This window comes from Enterococcus sp. AZ079, assembly GCF_050547255.1.
In the GTDB taxonomy this organism is placed as follows: Bacteria; Bacillota; Bacilli; order Lactobacillales; family Enterococcaceae; genus Enterococcus_D; species Enterococcus_D casseliflavus.
This window is the reverse complement of record NZ_CP172955.1, coordinates 1,258,664-1,278,406: the sequence shown is the minus strand read 5'-3', so window position 1 is coordinate 1,278,406 and position 19,743 is coordinate 1,258,664. Positions and strand designations below refer to the sequence as shown.

Genomic DNA, 19,743 nt, shown 5'->3' with positions numbered 1-19,743 from the left:
TCTCTCCAATCATTCGGTTCTCTTCTTTTGCTTAAAAAAAGCCCTATTTGCGCCTTCTTAGCAGAAGCAAAAAAGTATCTATTCCTTTCATCTAGTATAATTAAAAACGTTTTCAAAAAAAGATAGTGTTCCTACTTTGGATCAACTCATGGGAAAAAGGAAAAATCTTCATCATGGTACAAGGTGTACCACAAAAAATGGATCGCACCGAATCCCCTGATACATCCGACATTGTCTCTTCCATGATTCTAATAAAAAGAAGCTGCAACTAGCTGCAGCTTCTTTTTACTTTATTCTTAAGGAACAAAGGAAAGTTCCCAGAGGATCGTTGCTGTATATCGCGTGGCTTGAGGTGCTGCACTCACTGGCACCTCAAGTTTCACACTTTGATCCATTGTTTCTCGATCGCCAAAGCGCTGGACCCAAGTGCCTCTACCTTCGTTGGCATTTGCTTGCGCAATCACTTCAGCCTGTCCAACAGTCAGGGTTGCTTGCGGTTTAAACGTAGGGGGATCAGACACATTCTCTCGAGTCGTTGCTACATCGATATTGTTTAACAAAATTCTAGCACCATTCAGTTGATGCCCTTCATCACTTTCAAAAGGGGTTCGTAAGGTTGCACGGAGGGTCCAACCAGAATTTTCCCGCCTCCGATCCGAAACTTGCACATAATTAGGGCGTAGATTATCATTTGGATAAGCCGAATGAAGCAGTTTTTGCGGTAAGGCATCATAGGTCGTCGTTTCTGACCGAATGCCCACTGTCCAAACTGGAATTGGGAAACAAAATCCAAGCTGACAAACCCTTGTTCTTCATCAATCTCAGGCGGATTCTCAGGGTTTACTTGCGTATCCGGGTCAAGAGGATCTACTGGTTGCGGAGTACTTTCTAAACCATAAACCAGCCAGTATTCTTGTTCATCTCGGGTGACTCTTGTTTCCAGCGGCTGACCGTCCCGCTCGTAAAGATATTGATAATAAGGAATCTCCACAGGCAGGATATCGACCGATTCATTTACGAATTCTCCTTGATAGGTTGGTTCCCTCAGTGTTACCCCTTCTTCATCTATGTGATTGATCTTGATGTTCGATGGCACGCGATCAAATAAAAAAGTCACCTCCTGATGGAACGGCTGCGGCATAATGTCAAATGTATCTGGGTCAAAGTGTTCTGCTTCATACTCAACACCATAATAGTCATACCCTAACTGATAGGGTTCATCGCTCTCTCGGTTCTTGGGGTCCAGTGTATGAAGAAAACGTAACGGCAGATCCAGTGTATCCGCAGGAAGAATAGGCTCTCCTGTCTCTCGATCCAGATAGTTTACATGGACGGTTCCGGTACCAATGTAGTAGTTCATTTCTTCAAAATAAAAGGTATGGCGATCACTTCTCGCTCCCGTACTGCCGGCTATAATAAATGCCATTGCAGAAACATCAGCGGGCTGCCAATCACTGATATCACGTCGCCAAATCCGATCTCTATACGTAACTTGAAACCAGCGACCTTCATTATTTGGCTGATATTCAATCAAGATCGGATCATCTGCCCCATTTCTGGCACCCGTTCTTGCTGCTGGAGCATCATTTCCCATATATGTTTCCAGTAATACTGGTGTCCTATGATAGATAAAGCCAGCAAAGGGTGCATCGCCGACTTGTATTGGATCCCTTTCAACGGTAAACCTATTACTATCAAAAAGACCTCGAGTATCATTATAATTATTATCTAGTTTAAAAGCGAAGGCATCTCTCAGTCCACCGATCCCAAATGCATTGCCCTCATGACCTCTTATGTGAGTCTCAGAATTATGAAAGCCAAATGCCATCCCATCAGCACCACGTGGTTTAGACCCTATATTGGCTCTACCTTTAAGCGTAAATGGCTGATCCAGACTAATTCTGTCTTTTAAGGTAACATAACCGACTGACCAAGTGATATCTTCTGTCAAGACTAATAGACCCGTTTCTTCATTGTAAGTAGCAGTGCCTTGGACATCAAAGTGTTCTCTAAAATTGTTTTTGTCAATCGTCACTTCGACCATCTGCTCACTTCTATCATCCACTTCCGCCTCTTTCGCTGCCGCATCCGAAGCCTCGTCTCCTTCTTCCTCTTGTGCAGCTTCCGCAGAATCATTTTCATCTTCGTCTTGATCAGTATCTTCGATCACCGTGTTTTCCACTATCAGAAGCCGTTGTGACGCAGACTCGGCAACGATGAGCTCATATTCTCCGATCGTATCCACAATAATCGGTAAGACAAAGGTGGTTTGTGGGACCTCGCTGATCAGCTGCCACACCCCTTCGTTTTCTGTTTTTACAGCAGTTAGCCCCTCCATCAATGCTTCCTGATCGATGATTACTTGTTCAGGCAAAGCGAGGTCCACCGTTTCAAGGGCATCTTCTGAGTAAAAGATAAAATCTAGTACATAATCGACTTCTCCTTGGATCAATTCTTCTGGAAAGAAGATTTCTCCGATTACTTCTTCAGCTGATTTCTCCTCTTGCTCATTCTCTGGGGTCCACGAATAAATCGTCTCGGCATTCATGATCGTGAACGTCATAATCAGAGGGAGTAAGATAAGCAAAACCAGTAATTCTTTATTTTTTTTACGAAAAAATGAGTTCATCCCATTCACTCCTAAATGTCATTCTCTTGTTTGTTAAATGGACGCTATTCCCACTTTGGGGAAGTAGCTTTTCCTTTTCGAATGATTTGTTTTAGTACATATAAGTCAAGCGCGATAATTATCAAAAGACAGCCTAGAATCACCCAATCCAATCGCTGAACGGTGTTAGTCTGAGGCAGTTCTCCCCCCGGCTTCACCGTGTCTTGCGGCGGGCGTAGGACTGGTCCTGTTGGCGGTGATGGTTCTGGAGGATCTAGCGGTTCATATACTCCTGTAAACTGCACGGTTCCATCTGTTTCGGTTGATCGCAGCTCATCGCTGAAGCTTGTTATTGGAAAACTGCAAGCGACCCATAAGGCGAGACAGCCTTTTAGAAGTTTTGCTAAAAAACGCGCACCTTTGATGTTCATTCTCCCTCCTCCTTTTATAGAATTCACTTCAAAAACCATCGTTTTTGAGATTATAAAAGGATTTGCAAGAAATGTGGAAGAAAACCATTTTAAAGCATGGTTTATCAGCCTTATTAAAAATATCACTCAAAATAAAATAACATATCTCAAAAACGATGGTTTTCAAACATGTTCTATTTATTATATCGTTGATTGACTTTTGATAAAATTCACATTCTTCATCAAATGGTGAATATTGTGAATCTCCGTTATCTTTCATGGCTCATTTCTTCCAAAATACGCGTCATTCTATAAAAATCTATTGAAAACGACACGAATTCAGGTCATTCTTGCTGCACACATTGTCTCGCCCCTCAGTTCCTCTTGCTAGTCGCTTTACTTTTTTTAAAAACAGCAAACTTTTCAAGTCGATTCCCATCGATACCTACACCTATTTTTTTCACAATAAAAAAACAAACAGCCAAATCATTCCATCAAAGGAATCCCTTTTGATGGAATGAAGCTGTTTGTTAATTTACGTGTGAATAAAGAGAAAAATCCGTTTACAATTCTTCTGCTGTTAACGAAAACTGACGAACCGTCTCTGATAAAGCTTCCACTAAGAAAAGACAAGGAATTTGCGTCGTCAAATCTTCATACTTGTTGATGCGTTTTACATCAACTGAATAGTCCAAGACATAATCGGACATTCGTCCCAGAGTGCTATTGGCGTCACTGGTGATCGCTACCGTAGTGAAGTCTGGATTGTTACGAAACCCATTGACGACTTCAATAATCTCGGTAGTCGTTCCCGTGATGGACAAGACGACGATCATATTATCCGAAGTATGCTTCAACTTAGCAAAAATGGGGTACGTATTATCCACTAATGCATAGCTATTAAATCCAATCGTAGCAAAACGGCGGGCAGCGTATTCACACATGGAACCAGAGGCACCGATGCCATAAAAAATGATGTTGTCGCATTCCAACATTCTTTCTGCGATCCGACGAATCTTTCCTTCAATATCTCGCGGAAAATGTTCAGCATTCAGGACATTCATGCTGCTATAAAAACTAACGGCATCTAATTCAGGGACTTTAAATTGGGTGCGAAACTCCGTAAAGCTTTTGTACCCTAATTTACGGATAAAGCGCATGACCGAAGAAGCTGAAGTGTGGGATTCAAGCGCGATCTCACGGACACGCATGTAAGGAATTTTATCACTTTGGCTGGACATGTAATGATAGATTGCACGATCGGTCTCTGATAACTCATTGAAATCGATTTTTCCAAAAAAAGACATCTTAAACGCTCCTATTTTTTTGTTCTCCTATCAATGTACCATAAGCTGGCAGAAACATCACAACTGTTTGACAAGAAACAATTCCATCGGCTGTTCAAATCCAGGACTTGTCAAAAGTAACCCACCGGCATCTTGGTAACCGAGTTTACGATAGAAATGCTGTGCCTGCTCGTCGACTTGTGTGGAAGTCAAGCAAAGCGCATGGCCAGCTGCTTTTTGCTGTTGTTCCCAATAAGTAACCAACCGTTTCCCGATTCCCTTGCCTTGATGCGCTTTTGCGATCACTAACATGGTACAAAAAGGAATCGTGTCCCAGAAAAAATTGTAGCGCAGCAACCCTACTGGCTGGTCGTCTGCAACTACAACATAAGCAGTTTTTTCCATTATCTTTTTGGCGAAGACTTCCGTTGGTAAGTGAGTATCCAAAGAAAACCAAAATGCTTGATCTGCAGCTACTGCCGGTCGAATCGTAATCATTGATGTTTCGTCCCTTCCTGCTGTCTTTTTTGTCTTATCTTAGAAAAATGTCTATTTTAGTCACTTTCCGTCTTTTCGTATTCAGAAAGCAATGCTAAAAAGGCGTCACCATACTTATCCAACTTGTTTTGGCCAACTCCTTTGATCTGTAAAAACTCGATCGGCGTTTTTGGCTGAACTTCCGCCAATTCTCGTAGTGTTTTATCAGAAAAAACCACATATGGCGGCAAATTTTGTTCTTGTGCGAGATTCAATCGTAAGGTGCGCAGTTGATCGAATAGCTCGTCATCCACCACTAACTGTTTGACTTTGGTTTGTTTTCGATAAACTTTTGCTTTTCCAAGCAACACATCAATCCCCGCATTGGTCACACTTAACAACGGGTATTGCCCTTCAGACGGCAAAAGATACCCTGATGCTGTTAAATAATCGATCAGCTGATTGACTTCCTTTTGGGACCAATCTTTCATTAATCCATAAGTCGGTAATTTTTCAAAGCCCCACTGTTTGACTTTTTGATCGCCTGAGCCAGTTAGCACTTTCCCCACCAGGGCTTTCCCAAAGCGTTCGCCCATTCGTTTCACACATGACAACACTTTTTGTGTATCCACTGTGATATCCACTTGTTCTCTTTCATCAAGACAATTGCTGCAACGACCGCAATCGGGACCATCTTCTCCGAAATAACGCAAAATATAGCGCTGCAAACACAATTGGGTATGTCCGTATTGGCTCATCTCCCGCAACTTCAAGTATTCGTTTTGGCGATAAAGAATGTCTGATTCGGATTGATCGATAAAGAATTGCTGGATCTGCATGTCTTGCGGCGCATAAAGCAAGATCGCATCACTGGGTTCCCCATCTCGTCCAGCACGCCCTGCTTCTTGATAATAAGACTCCAAATTACCTGGTATCTGGGCATGGATCACGAAGCGGACGTTGCTTTTGTTGATTCCCATTCCGAATGCATTGGTGGCTACCATCACTTGTAGGCGGTCATAGAGAAATTCTTCTTGGAAAAAGGAGCGCTCTTCTTCTGAAAGCCCGCCATGGTAATACCCGACTGACACGTGTTCATGCTTCAACAGGTGATAGATTCGTTCCACTTCTTTGCGGGTGCTGGCGTAAATAATACCTGATTGTCCTTGGTTCATTTTCAAATACGTCGTTATGTAGGTATCTTTTTGATCCTTGACGACTTGAAAAGCCAAATTTTCCCGCGCAAAGCCGGTCTTGACTTGATTTTCAGCTGGAATCGAAAGTAAGTTTTCGATATCTTCGGCAACTTTGGGCGTAGCTGTTGCGGTAAGGGCTACGATCGTGGGCTTTTGTTCCCAATTGTCGATCGTTTCGGCGAGCCGCAGATAGCTCGGGCGAAAATCGTGGCCCCATTGGGAAATACAGTGGGCCTCATCAACGGCTAACAAAGCGATCGGCATCTGCCGCAGCGAATAGCGAAAAGCTTCTGAGTCCAGACGTTCTGGAGAAACGTACAGCAGCTTGATTCGTCCTTGGCGAGCTTCTTGCAAGCGTTGATTGATCTGTGCTCCTGTCAAGGAAGAATTGATGTAAGCAGCGGGGATCCCCATATCAACGAGGCTGTCTACTTGATCTTTCATTAAAGAAATCAAAGGTGAAATGACCAAGGTGACCCCATCCAGCAAGAGCGCTGGCAACTGATAACAAATCGATTTCCCGCCACCAGTAGGCATGATTCCCAAAACATTTTGTTGTGTTAAAATAGATTGAATAATCGTCTCTTGACCTTCACGAAACTGTGAATAGCCAAAATGTTCTTTTAAGACTGTTTGAATAGTTTGCATAATACCCTCTTTTCCATTTCCTTATTATACGCAATTAAGTACGCAAAGAAAACGGCATTAAGAGAACTTTCGCTTTTTATTCGCTTTTCATTGAAATCAACCAAAGGAGTCTTCTACTATGAAAAAAGTTGTGATTATCGGCGGTGGGATCATTGGATTGACCCTCGCCAATTATCTTGATAAAACCAAATTTGACGTGACTGTCGTTGATTCCCTTATCGGGCAAGCAACGTCTGCTAGTGCTGGCATCATCTCCCCTTGGCTCTCCAAACGCCGCAATAAAAAATGGTACCAGCTTGCACAAGACGGTGCCGCGTTTTTCCCACAATTGGTGCGGGATTTTGCATTAGATGATTCCATCTATGCCCCCTGTGGCACGTTGGTGGTGCGTCCCGAAAACGCGCTTCAGGAGCTAGCAGATCTGGCTGTAAGTCGCCGCAAAGAAGCCCCAGAAATCGGCGAGATCGATTTGCTGACAGGGCCACAAACCAAAGAGGCACTGCCATTATTAAAGGAAATGTCCTCATTACGGATCTCAGGGGGTGGTCGTTTAGATGGTCGTGCTTATCTTGCGCACGTAAAAGGAGTTGCCTTACAGCATCAAGTCACTTTTATCGAAGAAAAAGCCGAGATTTTAAGAAAGGACAGCCATTGGCAAATCAAAGTAAAGGATCAACTCCTTGAGGCAGAGGTTCTTTGTCTGACAGCTGGACCTGGATTGTTAGACTTGTTATCACCTTTGGGGTATCACGTTGATATTCGTCCGCAAAAAGGCCAATTGCTTTCCTTTGCTGCCAACTTACCGACAGATAATTGGCCAGTCGCCATGTTAGAGGGTGAAGGTGACTTGATCCCCTTCTCAAATGGTCAAATTTTATTAGGCGCTACGCATGAAAATGATGCTGGTTGGGATCTGACGCCTACGGAAGCTGCCAAGCAGCAATTGATGACAGGAATCGGTACTTTTCTTGAAGACCCCGAAGCACTCTTTGCCACGCCTATGACCATGCGCGTTGGCACACGTGCCTATACTTCTGATTTTGCGCCGTTCTTTGGGGAAGTGCCTGATGAAACGAATTTGTTCGCCGCCAGTGGACTTGGTTCTTCTGGGTTAACGACCGGGCCTTATATCGGTTATCTCCTAGCCAATCGGATCAATGATGGACGATCTCAACCCAAAAACTTCTCGAGCTACACAAAACCGATGACAGAATATATCAAAAAGCGTCTTTGACAGAAGATTAAAAAACCACCAGAACCGCTAGGGTCTGGTGGTTGTCACTGTTAGTCTTGCAAAATTACGGTACAGTCATCTAGCTGATCGCTAAACATATTCTCCTGTTTCCCAATAATCGAGTAACACTTCATTGATGATCTCACGATCCAGTGGTTCTCGGAAATCATCATCAAAGGCATCTTCGATCGGAACATCGCCAACAGCTTTGATACAAACTGGAACGACGGGATCTGGGTGATCTTCTGCGGTCAACACTTTTTCAATTTTGATCTTATGCGTCCAATCTGCCCCCATATCATAAATGTAGGTCATGGACTTGCAATACTGAAAATCTTCGTCAATACCGGAAGCATCCGTTGGTACGGAATTGCCTAAGCCGATCGATTTCGAACCGGCAATAAACAAGTACAAATGTTGATTCATCCACTCAAAGGCAATCTGGATCAACATATGCAGCTGCTCATAGGTCAGCCCAGCAGGAATGATCAAACGACGCCAAATTGGCGGACGGTATCCTTCTAAATCAATACGGATCTGATAGGCGACTGGTGTATTCGCCGCTTCATCAAAGGCCGTATGTTTCGTTGGAAATGGGACGATTTTTGGCGAGATTGCAGCAATACGCGGGTCATCAACAGGCAATAGTTCATGTTCTTCAGGATCGGTGTCTTGAATCATCGCTAACATCGCTTCTTTCTTTTCAGCTGACCAAAACTGGGGTTTGGACATCCGTGCGAAAAAGATAGGTTGTTTTTCAGCCAATACAAAGGCGATTTCTTGGTATTGTGATTTGGTGATATGCTTTTCTTTATACATGCAGTAATAAAAGTCTTCAATGGCTGTTTTGGCAAACGGAAGAAAATTTAAACTGTACGGTACTTCTTGAGGCAGCATTTCGGTGTACACCGATTCGACAAAGACTTTGTCTTTTAATTTAGTCATGCCACCATCTGTTTCCGCGCAAAAGATCAAGTAAAAAACAGGATCTAAGTAGTGTTCAAGATCGTCGTCACTAACCACACTTGGTCCGCCATACAAATCAACGTGATCCATCATACGATCAATCACTTTCGCTAATTTCTTCAATGTTTTTTCCAAAAAAATTCTCGCTCCTTCCTATCAAGTTTACTTTGACGAAAAGAGCGAGGATTGTCAATCTTTTTTTTAATGGGAAAGCATTTCCTGTGCAATTTCTAATCCGCTCATCCCAGTTGGATAATAGGTTGGCCAATGATCCATTTCTTCTAATAAGGCTTCATGACTATCATTGCCGAAGTAGATATGGAAATGATGGGACGCACTTGGTGCGATCATATGGTCGCTGAATTGGATGTATTTGAATGCCGCATCTTCGTCAGTGCTTTCAAACAAGAAACGTACGCCACGATTACCAGCGGAATAGTTCAAAATCTCTTTGCCAGTATACACATAATTTGCTTCTTTCTTCGTACCATCATCGAAGATAAACGTCATTGTATTGTCTGTGATCTTGATCTGAGCAACATCTGTTTGATAACCGGTCGTATAATACTCTTTGTATTCGTCAGCCGTCATTTTCTTGTCCATTTTTGCTTTATAATCAAACACTTGGTCTAATGTTCCGTCTTGTAAAAATGGATACACGGATTGCCATTCTCCTGCCCAATCAGATAAGGGACGATCTTGAACATCTGCATCCTCGAAATAGCCGTTATAAACCGTTTTTTCTTTTTCGGCTTCCGCTATTTCTTTGTCATTTGCTACATCGGTCGTTTTTCTCAAGGCATCACGGTTTTGTTCCATGATCGAAATATAGTCTTCCCCGTTATCCATTTGTTCTTGGGTCAACCCTTCTAATGGATTCAAGACAGCCAGTTCGACACCTGCTTCTGAAGCTAACGTTCGTGCAATGCTGTCTTTGGCATTTTCTTCAAAGTAAATCGTTTGGATACCTGTTTCTTGAACGAACTCTTTTAGTTCTGCGATTCGTGAAGCGGAAGGTTCCTCGCTTGGTGAAAGACCAGAGATCGGTACTTGGGTCAACCCGTATTCCAATGCCAAATAACCAAAAGCTGCGTGCTGGGTCACGAAGTGATTTTGCGCTGGATTGCTAAACGCTTCTTCATAAGACGCATGAAGCTCTTGTAACTTCGCTAAATAATTCGCAGCATTTTCTGCAAAGGCTGTCGCTTTCTCTGGATAAGCCTCACTTAGTTGGTCACGGATCGCCTCTACTTGTTTCATGGCTAAGCTTGGTGCTAACCAAACATGGGGATCCAATTCATGGGAATGACCATCATCGCCATGATCGTGGTCATGATCATGATCCTCGTCTCCTGGAAGTAAGACCATTCCTTCTGTGGCTTTGACCACTGTCACATCGCCATCATTTAACGTAGCTTCAATCGAAGGAACCCACATTTCCATGTTTTCATTGTTGTAGACAAAGACATCCGCATCTTGGATCTTTGCCATATCCTTTGCAGAAGGTTCGTAGTCGTGGGAATCAGTGCCTGCGGGCATCAATAATTCGACCTGCCCTTCCTCCCCTACGACTTGGCGTGTAAAATCATACATCGGATAAAACGTGGCCATGACCTGAATTTGTTCATTCTCAGAAGAGGCGTTTCCTGACTGCTCCGTAGCGTCAGAACCACCTTGACCACAGGCAGCCAATGCGAGGGCTACTGCTGATAACATCGTTATTTTAAAAAACTTCTTCATTTTCTAACTACACTCCTTTTATTTTTCCTCTTTTTCTTTCCCTTGGTAAAATACTGATAAATCAATTACGATTTATAAAAACAAAACGTAACGTTTACGTTTTACCATCGGTTTTATACTTTACACAACTATTTGCAACCTGTCAACCGCTTTTTCACTTGTTTTTTTATATGTAAAAACCTTCATATGTACCACCACAGATATCAGTGAAGAAATTTCCTTGAAAGACTTGCTCTGCTGATTTTTTTCAATCGTTGAACATCTCTTTTTATTGTCCTTTGCTGGGTCCTGTGCTACACTCTAGGGGTAATTGAATAGAAGATTATCCACTAGGGGCGCTTTATGCTGAGATAGACGTAAGTCTGGTCCCTTAGAACCTGATTTGGTTAGTACCAACGTAGGGAAGTGGCAGCGCATGATTTTTCGCGTTCCCATTTTTTCTGTCTACGTGTGGATAGAAAAAGGAGGAACGCTTTTTTTGTAGACAGAAAAACCATCGAGAGGAGAAGAGAAAATGACAAATGAACCAATCGCCTGTGCCGTAGGCGGGATCGATATCACTGGGTGCCGAGTAAGTTTGTACCCCATGAAAGACCACTTTGCGCAACAAATCGTCGCGAGCATTGAGCGGACGGATACAACAGCTGTTTGGCAGCAAACCGATCTGTTCAGCACCCTTTTTCGAGGGGAAGCCCCAAGTGTTGTCGATGCGGCAGCTGGGCTATTTATCAACGCTTACGAATCCAAGACACACCTCGTGGGTGAGTTTACTTTTTCTAAGGGCTGTCCTGGCGATTCTGCAGGTGACGCGTTTTTGAATGGAGAACAGGCACAACCCAATAAAGCAAGCAATCTTTTGAATGGTACGTTTGACGTGGATTGTAAATACTCGTTTTATGTATTTGGGGAAAACAATTATATGGAAGAGATCGCCACCATCGTCCAACTGGCAGAAACCTATGGTTTGGCGCCTCGCTCCGCCCATTATGTGACGATGCTGACGGGAACGGCCAACCAACTCTTTGGGTATTTTGAAGCGGCATTAGCGTATGCTCATGACCATCTTCCCCATTATGTGTTAGAAGCAACGGTCTCAGTCAACAGTCCTTCCAAAAAGAAGGCGGTGTCGCATGACTAAATGGGTCTTAAAAGATGTCATTATGGTGGGGATCGCTTCGTTGATTTTTGGCGTGATCTATTTGGGCGCTGTTCATTTTGGGCTGTTGTTAGGTACGCTTTTAACACCCTTTGGTTTGTCTGTTTTAGCGAATGAGTTTATTTTCGGGGTTTGGTTCATGGCAGCGGCTTTTGCTGGCTATGTGCTGCGCAAACCGGGCGCAGCGACGATCACTGAGATGATCGCCGCACTTTTAGAAGTGTTTATGGGGAATTTTTATGGACCGATTATTTTTATCAGCGGGTTTGTACAAGGGATTGGAACAGAAGCTGGCTTTGCATTAGGTGGCTACCGTCGCTATGGCTGGTTCCCTTTGATCACTGGTGCCATTGGCGCCACGATCACGAGTTTTCTTTGGGGGATCATTCGGTCAAATTTCGTTGACTTGCAATGGCAGTTGTTGGTGGTGATTTTTATTATTCGCTTGCTTTCTTCTTTATTCTTTTCCGCCTTTTTGGTGAAGATCGTCTGTGATCATCTGACACGCATGGGCGTTCTCAACAGTTATCCGATTGCTGAAGACCAAACCATTAGCGCCAAACGAGAAGCGGCATGAGCCTGCTCGTGAAAAACGGCTGCTTTTTCGTGGATCAAAAACGGCTTGATCTGACACTGTCTTTAGCCCCCGGAGAAACAAAAGGAATCTATGGTGCTTCAGGAACAGGAAAAAGCACTCTTTTCCACCTCTTAGCGGGGCTTAACGAGAAAGGGTTTGAAAAAGGAACCTATACGATCGATGACCGAACGCTAAACCAGCTTTCCATTCGAGAAAGAAGCACGTCGATCAGCTTACTGTTTCAAAATCCAGATATGCAATTTTGTATGGCCACGCCTCGAGAAGAACTACTGTTTTGTCTTGAAAATCAATGTCTTCCCCAAGCCGACATGCCAAAAAAAGTAGCGGAAGCCTTGACGTTTTGCGAGATCAGCCATCTTGCCGATCAGCCCTTTACGACCTTGTCTGGCGGTGAGAAACAGTTAGTAGCATTGGCTTGTTGTCTGATTTTAAAGAGTCGCTACTTACTTTTGGATGAACCATTTGCCAATTTGGACGCTGACACAAGTCAAAAAATCATTCGAAAACTGCGACAGCTCCAAAAGCAACATGCCATTGGCATCTTACTGATCGACCATCAAATCAAAGATACTGCTGACTGGGTAGCTGAGTGGCTGCTGATTGAAGAAGGATTCAGATCCGTCGATCAAGAAAAGATGCGCGCACTCGATCAGGAGCTGCGCAGGTCACTACCGCCTGTTGAGATTAAGAAACTTTCTGCAAAAGAGCGGCTATCTTTTCAAGATTTTCGCCTGCCGATCCGTAACCAAGCGATTGTTTTTCCAAATCTTACCTTTGATAGTGGGACAATGATTGGGCTCACCGGACGTAGCGGCAGCGGCAAATCTTCGTTTTTAAAAGCGATCTTGCAGCAGCAGACGTACTCAGGGACCATTCGCCTGTGCGGGGATCCAATCAAGAAGCATCCCTCCCCTTTTCGGTCCATCAGCTGGATCATGCAAAATCCGCAGGACCAGTTTTTGGCTGCTACAGTGGCACAGGAGCTTAGCCAAGGACGTGCAGCAACCGAGAGTGACAAACTGCTGGAAAAATTGCGACTACAAAACAAGAGCACTCAGTCCCCTTTTCTACTCAGCCAAGGCCAGCAAAGACGCTTGGCAGTAGCAGCTTTATTGCAGCGACCAGTCAAATTACTGTTGGTGGATGAACCGACCTATGGCCAAGATGTCAAGCAAGCTTGGCAGGTCATGCAGCTGTTAGCCGAAAAAGCCGCAAGCGGCACCTTGGTTTTGATCGTTAGTCACGATGTCTTATTATTGGAAGCATTTTGTTCACAAATCATTGATTTTAATCATTATGAAAAGGAGGACATAGATGCGCACCCTCAACCCGACAGTCAAGTTATTCGCCATTTTAGGACTCGCCTTACTGGTTTCTTTTCAAAATAATTTCAGATTGAATCTGCTACTCTGTGTCCTGTTCTTTGCTGTTTCTGTAAACGAACGCTCTTTGAAAAAAAGCCTTTTGCTTGTTTCTACATTGACCTTGGCAGCTGTGGGGGTCTTTTTCACCGGACTCCTTTACTACCAGGACAACCAAGGTGGCTCCTCCTCAGCAGCAGCTATGCGCTATGGACTTGACATGGCAAGCCGTATCTATTGCTTTGGTATGTTGGGCAGTTCTTTCAGTGTATCGACCACGATCAATGAGCTGATTTATTCGCTGCAGCAACAGCTGCGACTCCCCGCCGTTTTTGCCTATGGTCTGCTCGCTGCGTTTCAAATTGCGCCCATCATTCCAGCCGAGTACCAGAATATCCGTAATAGCATGCGTTCTAGAGGAATCCCCGTCAATCCATTTTCATTCAAGATGATGATCCCTTTACTGGTCAAATCGATTCGTTGGTCTGAGCTCTTGGCGACTGCGATGCTTTCAAGAGGATTTGACAGCGAGGCAAAGCGAACCTACGCCAAGTCATTTCGCATCACTTTCGCCGATATGCTCTTTCTATCATTTTGTCTGATAATCGGCCTCGCTGGAACACTGCTCTTATAAAGGGGAAAAAGAGAAAAAACCAAAGAAACACTGCCGTTTCTTTGGCTTTTTTCTTCTTATGGCTAAGAGATGATTGATTTTTTTATGGATCCAGATTTGATTTGATAGAGCGTTACAAACAAGGTGGTCACTAAAATATACATTGCGAAAAGGAAATACATGTTTTTAAAAAGCTGGATCGTCGTTTGATTGAGCCAAGCCCCTACTTTAGGGATATAAAAAATGGGTTGCCCAATCAATTGGCTTTTTTGGATTTCTTTTGGTTCCATCTGGCTTTGGTTATCACCGATCGTATAAAGCACCGATTGGTTTTCTCCCACTGCAACGATTCGCCGTGTGCGCATCTGTCTGCCGTGATCAACATAATAGGTCACTTCATTACCAACGACCAAATTGTCTTCTGAAGCCTTTTTAACAAAAAGTAATGTCCCTTCGGAATATGTAGGTTCCATTGCATCGCTGTTAACAATGGCCATTGTGAAACCAAACGCATGAGGAATCACGACCGCTAAAACAGAAATCAGCATAAACAACAATACAAAAAGCGAGAGCATGATACTTTGTTTTGGCAAAAGTTTCATTTTCTTTTCTCCTTCTAAGGCTCAGTTTCTTTTTCGATTCTATAACATAATTAAATTTTTTTCAAATATTTAAAAACGATTCATTGAATTTTTATGCGTATTTTTTCTGATTATTATTTGACTTTATTTTACTATTTATATTATGCTAAAGGCGATTAAAAAACATAGGAGAAAAAGTATGCTTTTTTTAAATAACAAGTTCTTTTTTAAACGTTGGATTCCCTTTATCCTACTCGTTCTATTTTTGCTAGGAAGCATCGGTTTTTTTCTTATACTCTTCTTATCTCCTACTTCTGATAACCATACCGTGGAGAAGAAGGAAGATTGGATTTTTTATGCGGAAGACAATCCTGATTCTACTTTTATTAGCCGTTATGTGAAATATTTACCTAGCGTAAAAGCCAATGATCGATTTGTCATGCAGCGAAAAATGACCAATGAATACAAATATCCAACGATGCTACTGATTGGCGATCATCAACACATGACCGTCTATCTGGATGATCAAGAAATTTATACCAATGAAGCTGCCGAACATTCATTGACCTTCAACCATCCTGGCAAAACCTTATCTTTTATCACATTGCCAGAGGATTACGTTGGAAAGACGTTGAAGATCTACGTGACTAGTCCTTTCGACACTTATTCTGGCTTTCCAGCCGAGGTCTTTTTCGGCCCTGCCAATGCATTGATCGGTTATGTTTTTAGTCTTTCAATTTTGAATATCTATATCCTCCTATTTACCGGATTTATTTGTATTCTTAACTTATTTTATCTCTTCGTTTCTTTTATCAACCAAAGAAAGCTGAAAGTATCTTCCATCTTATTCAGCGCCTTTGCTTTAAGTGCAGGTTTAGAAGCCGGCTTCGGGGATCTGCTGGGCGGACTGCTTTTTTCTCCCCTCGTGAATTCATTTATGTTAAATTTTCTTTCGATTATTACGCCCATGTTTTTGATTGGGTTTTACTACACAAACATGCACTTCGTACGTAAGTATTATCAGAAATGGTTGTTTGTTCACTACTCCTTCGGAATCTCTGCCATGTTTTTGGCACTTTTTCAAAAACAAAGTTTGCCAGTCGTCATGAACTATCTGTTTTTATTAAATATCACCAGCACCTTTGTGACTTCGTTTGCGGCGATTTATGAGGCGTTAAAAAAGAATCAATTTTATGTCCTTTGTGCACCTTGGATCGTTGTCGCGGCAATCGGTCATGGGTTCTTGTATATCCAGGATATTTTAGTCCTCCCGCAATCTGACATCAATTGGCGCTCGATCATCTTTTTCTTACTGATACTTATTTTTACTTGTTATGGGTTCCTCGAACTCTTTTTTGCCAGTGAAGGCAAAAATAAGCAGATCGACACAGCAGACATCAAAGTGCGATTGTATGAAAATCAGCAGGCGATCGGTCCAGATCAAACGGCACAATGGCAGCAAGTTTTACAAACCATCAAAAAGAGAACCCATACCATTAAAAACATGTTAGAAGACGAACAACTAGCGGCTGCGTACGAAGGTCTTTGCGAGATTGAAGAAGAAATCAAGCAGCAGCTAACGATCCCTGCGGTTGAAAAAGAATCGATCACGACGATGCTGCTTGCTGATTATCAACACACCGCCGCTCAAAAAAGGATTACCCTTACCTGCGATGACCTCACGGAACCACTGGAACGATTGGACGAAAATGATCGTCTGTCCTTGATCGCCCATTGCTTAGAGTACGCCATCCGCTACACCTGTTCGGTCACAGATCCTCAAAATCGCAAGCTTTCGTTGAAAGTGACTGACACAAAAGAACAGCTGCATATCGACTGTCAAATGCCGCTTTTAACAGAGGATGAGGCAGAAAAACTGCAAACTGATGAAGCAAAACGACAGGCGATCCATACCGATGTGCAAATGCTGGAACAAATTTGTCTTGTCTATCAAGGAAGTATGCGTATCGAGGATTCAGATGGTTTTCATTTTTTGCGTTTAACACTTGCCGCTAAAGCGGATCTGCTGTCTTTTGACTGACTGCCTTTTCTCCGATACGTTAAACGGTCTATTTTAAGAAAAAGCGAAAAAACTCTTGCTTTTTTCGCTTTTTCGCTTTAGCATGATAAAGAACAGCAACAAGCATTGGAATAGTAATTTTATGATGGTCTTAGAGAGTCGATGGCAGCTGAAAAATCGACACCCGCTGATAAAATGAACCTACCCAATGGCAATGACCGCAAAACGGTCGGTGGAAAGGCCTTATCCTTTACGAGTTGGATTATCCCGATCGATAATCAACAAAGGTGGTACCGCGAAATCCAAGCATTTCGTCCTTTTTAGGACGAGATGCTTTTTTATTTTTTTAAGGAGGAAAAACAATGACACAAAAAAATGATTTTACAGAATGGTATATCCAAACGATCCAAAAAGCCGAATTGATGGCTTACTCCCCAGTGAAAGGTTCCATTATTTTCCGTCCTGACGGCTTCGAACTTTGGGAGCATATTCAAGAGGAGTTCAATCGTTTCTTGAAAAAAGAAGGCATTCGCAATGCATACTTCCCAATGCTGATTCCGCAAAATTTCTTTATGAAGGAAGCGGATCATATCGAAGGCTTTGCCCCTGAATTACCTTGGGTCACAGAAGTCGGCAACGAAAAACTGGAAGAACCTTTGGCATTGCGTCCAACCTCAGAAACCATGATCGGCTCTGCCTTTTCTGATTGGATCAACTCCTACCGTGACCTGCCTTATGAAATCAATCAATGGGCAAACGTCTTTCGTTGGGAAAAGAAAACATTGCCTTTCTTGCGTACCTCAGAGTTTTTATGGCAAGAAGGTCATACCGCTCATGAAAATGAAGAAGATGCTCGTCAACGCACCATGAAAGTCTTAGATGAATATGCCCGCCTTTGCGAAGAATTCCTAGCGATCCCTGTTTATCGTGGACAAAAAACCCCATCTGAGCGCTTTGCGGGGGCAGTAGATACTTATTCGATCGAAGCGATGATGAAAGACGGCAAAGCAGTCCAAGCAGGAACCAGCCACTACATGGGGACAAAATTTGCTGAAGCATTTGATATTACGTATTTAACGAAAGAAAACAAGCATACCCATGCCCACACAACCTCTTGGGGTGTCTCTACCCGCTTGTTAGGTGCCTTGATCATGACCCATGGCGATGAAAATGGTTTAGTTTTCCCACCAACCATTGCACCAACCCAAGTTGTGTTGTTACCAGTCGGTCCTTGGAAAAAGAATCCAGCCATCTTAGAAAAATTAGAAGAACTGTATGCCAACTTTAAAGCCAAGGGCATTCGTGTTCGTTTGGATGATTCTGATAACTCACCTGGCTATAAGTTCAATGAATGGGAACTAAAAGGCGCTTGCTTGCGAATCGAATGTGGCCCAAGAGATTTAGAAGCTGGCAAAGTCATGGTCAAAGTCCGTGACCTAGCTGACAAGCAAACGGTGGCGCTTGAGGAATTAGAAGCGTTTGTTGACCAAGAATTACAAGCAATGACTCCACGTTTATTAGCAGCTGCGAAGGAACGAAACAAAGATAATGAGTACACCAACATCGATACATTGGATGAACTAAAAGCCCATATCGAAATGTGCAAACAAGAAGACAAAGTGACTGGTTTTGTTTTGATCGGTTGGGATGGCTCGGAAGAAACCGAGGCCAAAATCAAAGAAGAAACTGGCTTTACTACCCGAAACATTCCGTTTGAAGCACCAATGGAAAAAACAGTCGATATTGTCAGCGGCAAACCTGCCAAACACACCGTTTGGATCGCCCGCGCATACTAATAAAAAACGAAGCAGCCAGATGGAAAAGGCTGCTTCGTTTTTTGATTAATAGATCAATGAAAGAAAATCTTCAGGCGTGATGTTGCCAAAATATTTTTTGATATCAATGTTGGCAATGACTTGTGCCAAATCTTCTTTGGCATAACGAGTACCGATCAGTGCTTGTTCTACATCTGCAATGTCCCCTAGACCGAAAAAGTCGCCAAAGATTTTGGCGTCTGTGATTTTTCCTTCTGCCACATTTAAACGAACTTCGATGGAGCCGATCGGAAATCGATGACGACGTTCGATATCAAAGGCTGGTGATTTGCCGTAATTCCAATCCCAGTTACGATAATACTTATCGGAAATCTCATTGATCTTGACCCAATCCTCTTCTGTTAGTTCATAGGTTTTGACGTCTTCCACGGAATCGACACCAAAAATCTTCAATAAGATTTCTTGACGGAACTCTTCAGTCGTCATGTCTTGCTTCTCTTTTGGCAAGAATGGTTTGATGTTGGTCACTCTTGATCGGATCGATTTGATGCCTTTTGATTCGATTTTGTCTTTACGGACTTTCAAGGCGTTAACTACTTCATTGATATCACTGTCAAACATGATCGTGCCATGAGCAAACATCCGACCATTTGTTGCGTACATCGCATTACCAGAAAACTTCATGTCATTGATCACAAGGTCGTTGCGGCCTTTTAGTTGCGCCCCTTCAACCCCCATCTCATGCAAAGCTTGGACGATTGGTTTGGTCAGTTTTTCAAAATCTCTGAAAGAATTCCCATCGTCAGGCATAATAAAGCTGAAATTCAAGTTCCCGAAATCATGATAGACTGCACCGCCGCCGCTGAACCGACGAACGACATGGATCCCATGTTCATCCACATACTCCTTATTGATCTCTTCGATCGTATTTTGATTGCGTCCAATGATAATCGATGGTTCATTAATGTAAAAAAGTAAGATGGGTTCATCCACTTTCATTTCTTGAAGAAGAAAAATCTCGATGGCTAAATTGATGCGTGGGTCATTCAGTTCGTTCGGTACAAAAAGCATACT

At 43.0% G+C, this 19,743-nt stretch carries 15 protein-coding genes, 1 pseudogene, 1 riboswitch and 1 other annotated feature; of the genes and pseudogenes, 7 read left to right on the top strand and 9 right to left on the bottom strand.

Annotated features, from left to right (window positions below; genetic code table 11):
- Positions 1-296: 296 nt before the first annotated feature.
- The 5 genes and pseudogenes from IGJ15_RS06245 to recQ form a co-directional block, all read right to left on the bottom strand.
- A pseudogene (locus IGJ15_RS06245) lies at positions 297-2,629 on the bottom strand (WxL domain-containing protein).
- A gap of 44 nt (positions 2,630-2,673) precedes the next feature.
- The gene (locus IGJ15_RS06240) at positions 2,674-3,039 is read right to left on the bottom strand and encodes a hypothetical protein (protein ID WP_016610961.1); all 366 of its coding nucleotides are present in this window, start codon (positions 3,037-3,039) and stop codon (positions 2,674-2,676) included.
- 542 nt (positions 3,040-3,581) lie between these two features.
- Entirely contained in the window at positions 3,582-4,325 is a 744-nt protein-coding gene (locus tag IGJ15_RS06235) for a MurR/RpiR family transcriptional regulator (RefSeq protein WP_430599350.1), read from the bottom strand.
- A 57-nt stretch (positions 4,326-4,382) separates the two neighbouring features.
- Positions 4,383-4,802 (bottom strand): GNAT family N-acetyltransferase, encoded by a 420-nt coding sequence (locus IGJ15_RS06230; protein WP_060793049.1) that lies wholly within the window; start codon positions 4,800-4,802, stop codon positions 4,383-4,385.
- 56 nt (positions 4,803-4,858) lie between these two features.
- A complete protein-coding gene (gene recQ / locus IGJ15_RS06225; RefSeq protein ID WP_010749536.1) occupies positions 4,859-6,625 on the bottom strand; it encodes a DNA helicase RecQ in 1,767 nt (588 codons plus the stop codon).
- Between the two features lie 118 nt (positions 6,626-6,743).
- On the opposite strand from recQ, the gene IGJ15_RS06220 reads away from it, so the two are divergent.
- The gene (locus IGJ15_RS06220) at positions 6,744-7,859 is read left to right on the top strand and encodes an NAD(P)/FAD-dependent oxidoreductase (RefSeq protein ID WP_333719307.1); all 1,116 of its coding nucleotides are present in this window, start codon (positions 6,744-6,746) and stop codon (positions 7,857-7,859) included.
- Between the two features lie 90 nt (positions 7,860-7,949).
- Here IGJ15_RS06220 and IGJ15_RS06215 read toward each other — a convergent pair whose 3' ends face one another.
- On the bottom strand, positions 7,950-8,960 hold the full coding sequence (locus tag IGJ15_RS06215) for a plasmid pRiA4b ORF-3 family protein (RefSeq protein WP_311902374.1): 1,011 nt from the start codon (positions 8,958-8,960) through the stop codon (positions 7,950-7,952).
- Positions 8,961-9,026: 66 nt separating this feature from the next.
- Positions 9,027-10,565 (bottom strand): zinc ABC transporter substrate-binding protein AdcA, encoded by a 1,539-nt coding sequence (locus IGJ15_RS06210; RefSeq protein WP_270290214.1) that lies wholly within the window; start codon positions 10,563-10,565, stop codon positions 9,027-9,029.
- A gap of 321 nt (positions 10,566-10,886) precedes the next feature.
- A riboswitch (TPP riboswitch) is annotated at positions 10,887-10,986 on the top strand.
- 93 nt (positions 10,987-11,079) lie between these two features.
- On the opposite strand from IGJ15_RS06210, the gene IGJ15_RS06205 reads away from it, so the two are divergent.
- Genes IGJ15_RS06205 through IGJ15_RS06190 form a run of 4 tightly spaced genes read left to right on the top strand, consistent with a single transcriptional unit; the run spans position 11,080 to position 14,314 of the window.
- Complete coding sequence (locus tag IGJ15_RS06205; protein WP_128489234.1) at positions 11,080-11,703, top strand: YkoF family thiamine/hydroxymethylpyrimidine-binding protein; 624 nt, start codon at positions 11,080-11,082, stop codon at positions 11,701-11,703.
- A complete protein-coding gene (locus IGJ15_RS06200) occupies positions 11,696-12,298 on the top strand; it encodes an ECF transporter S component (protein ID WP_010749530.1) in 603 nt (200 codons plus the stop codon). Before IGJ15_RS06205 ends, IGJ15_RS06200 begins: the two co-directional genes overlap by 8 nt.
- Positions 12,295-13,707: an ABC transporter ATP-binding protein gene (locus IGJ15_RS06195; RefSeq protein WP_311902366.1), complete on the top strand. Its 1,413-nt coding sequence runs from the start codon at positions 12,295-12,297 to the stop codon at positions 13,705-13,707. Before IGJ15_RS06200 ends, IGJ15_RS06195 begins: the two co-directional genes overlap by 4 nt.
- On the top strand, positions 13,634-14,314 hold the full coding sequence (locus tag IGJ15_RS06190; protein ID WP_142974132.1) for an energy-coupling factor transporter transmembrane component T: 681 nt from the start codon (positions 13,634-13,636) through the stop codon (positions 14,312-14,314). Before IGJ15_RS06195 ends, IGJ15_RS06190 begins: the two co-directional genes overlap by 74 nt.
- Positions 14,315-14,376: 62 nt before the next feature.
- Here the strand turns inward: IGJ15_RS06190 and IGJ15_RS06185 are convergent, their stop codons facing one another.
- The gene (locus tag IGJ15_RS06185; protein WP_016610953.1) at positions 14,377-14,895 is read right to left on the bottom strand and encodes a S24/S26 family peptidase; all 519 of its coding nucleotides are present in this window, start codon (positions 14,893-14,895) and stop codon (positions 14,377-14,379) included.
- A 178-nt stretch (positions 14,896-15,073) separates the two neighbouring features.
- On the opposite strand from IGJ15_RS06185, the gene IGJ15_RS06180 reads away from it, so the two are divergent.
- Both IGJ15_RS06180 and proS read left to right on the top strand, forming a co-directional pair.
- Positions 15,074-16,915 (top strand): hypothetical protein, encoded by a 1,842-nt coding sequence (locus tag IGJ15_RS06180; RefSeq protein WP_430599348.1) that lies wholly within the window; start codon positions 15,074-15,076, stop codon positions 16,913-16,915.
- Between the two features lie 96 nt (positions 16,916-17,011).
- Positions 17,012-17,216: a binding site (T-box leader), on the top strand.
- Between the two features lie 40 nt (positions 17,217-17,256).
- Positions 17,257-18,690: a proline--tRNA ligase gene (gene proS, locus IGJ15_RS06175; RefSeq protein WP_015509942.1), complete on the top strand. Its 1,434-nt coding sequence runs from the start codon at positions 17,257-17,259 to the stop codon at positions 18,688-18,690.
- Positions 18,691-18,735: 45 nt separating this feature from the next.
- Here the strand turns inward: proS and IGJ15_RS06170 are convergent, their stop codons facing one another.
- Positions 18,736-19,740, bottom strand: coding sequence for a lipoate--protein ligase (locus IGJ15_RS06170; protein ID WP_311902359.1), 1,005 nt, complete (start codon positions 19,738-19,740; stop codon positions 18,736-18,738).
- Positions 19,741-19,743 lie beyond the last annotated feature (3 nt).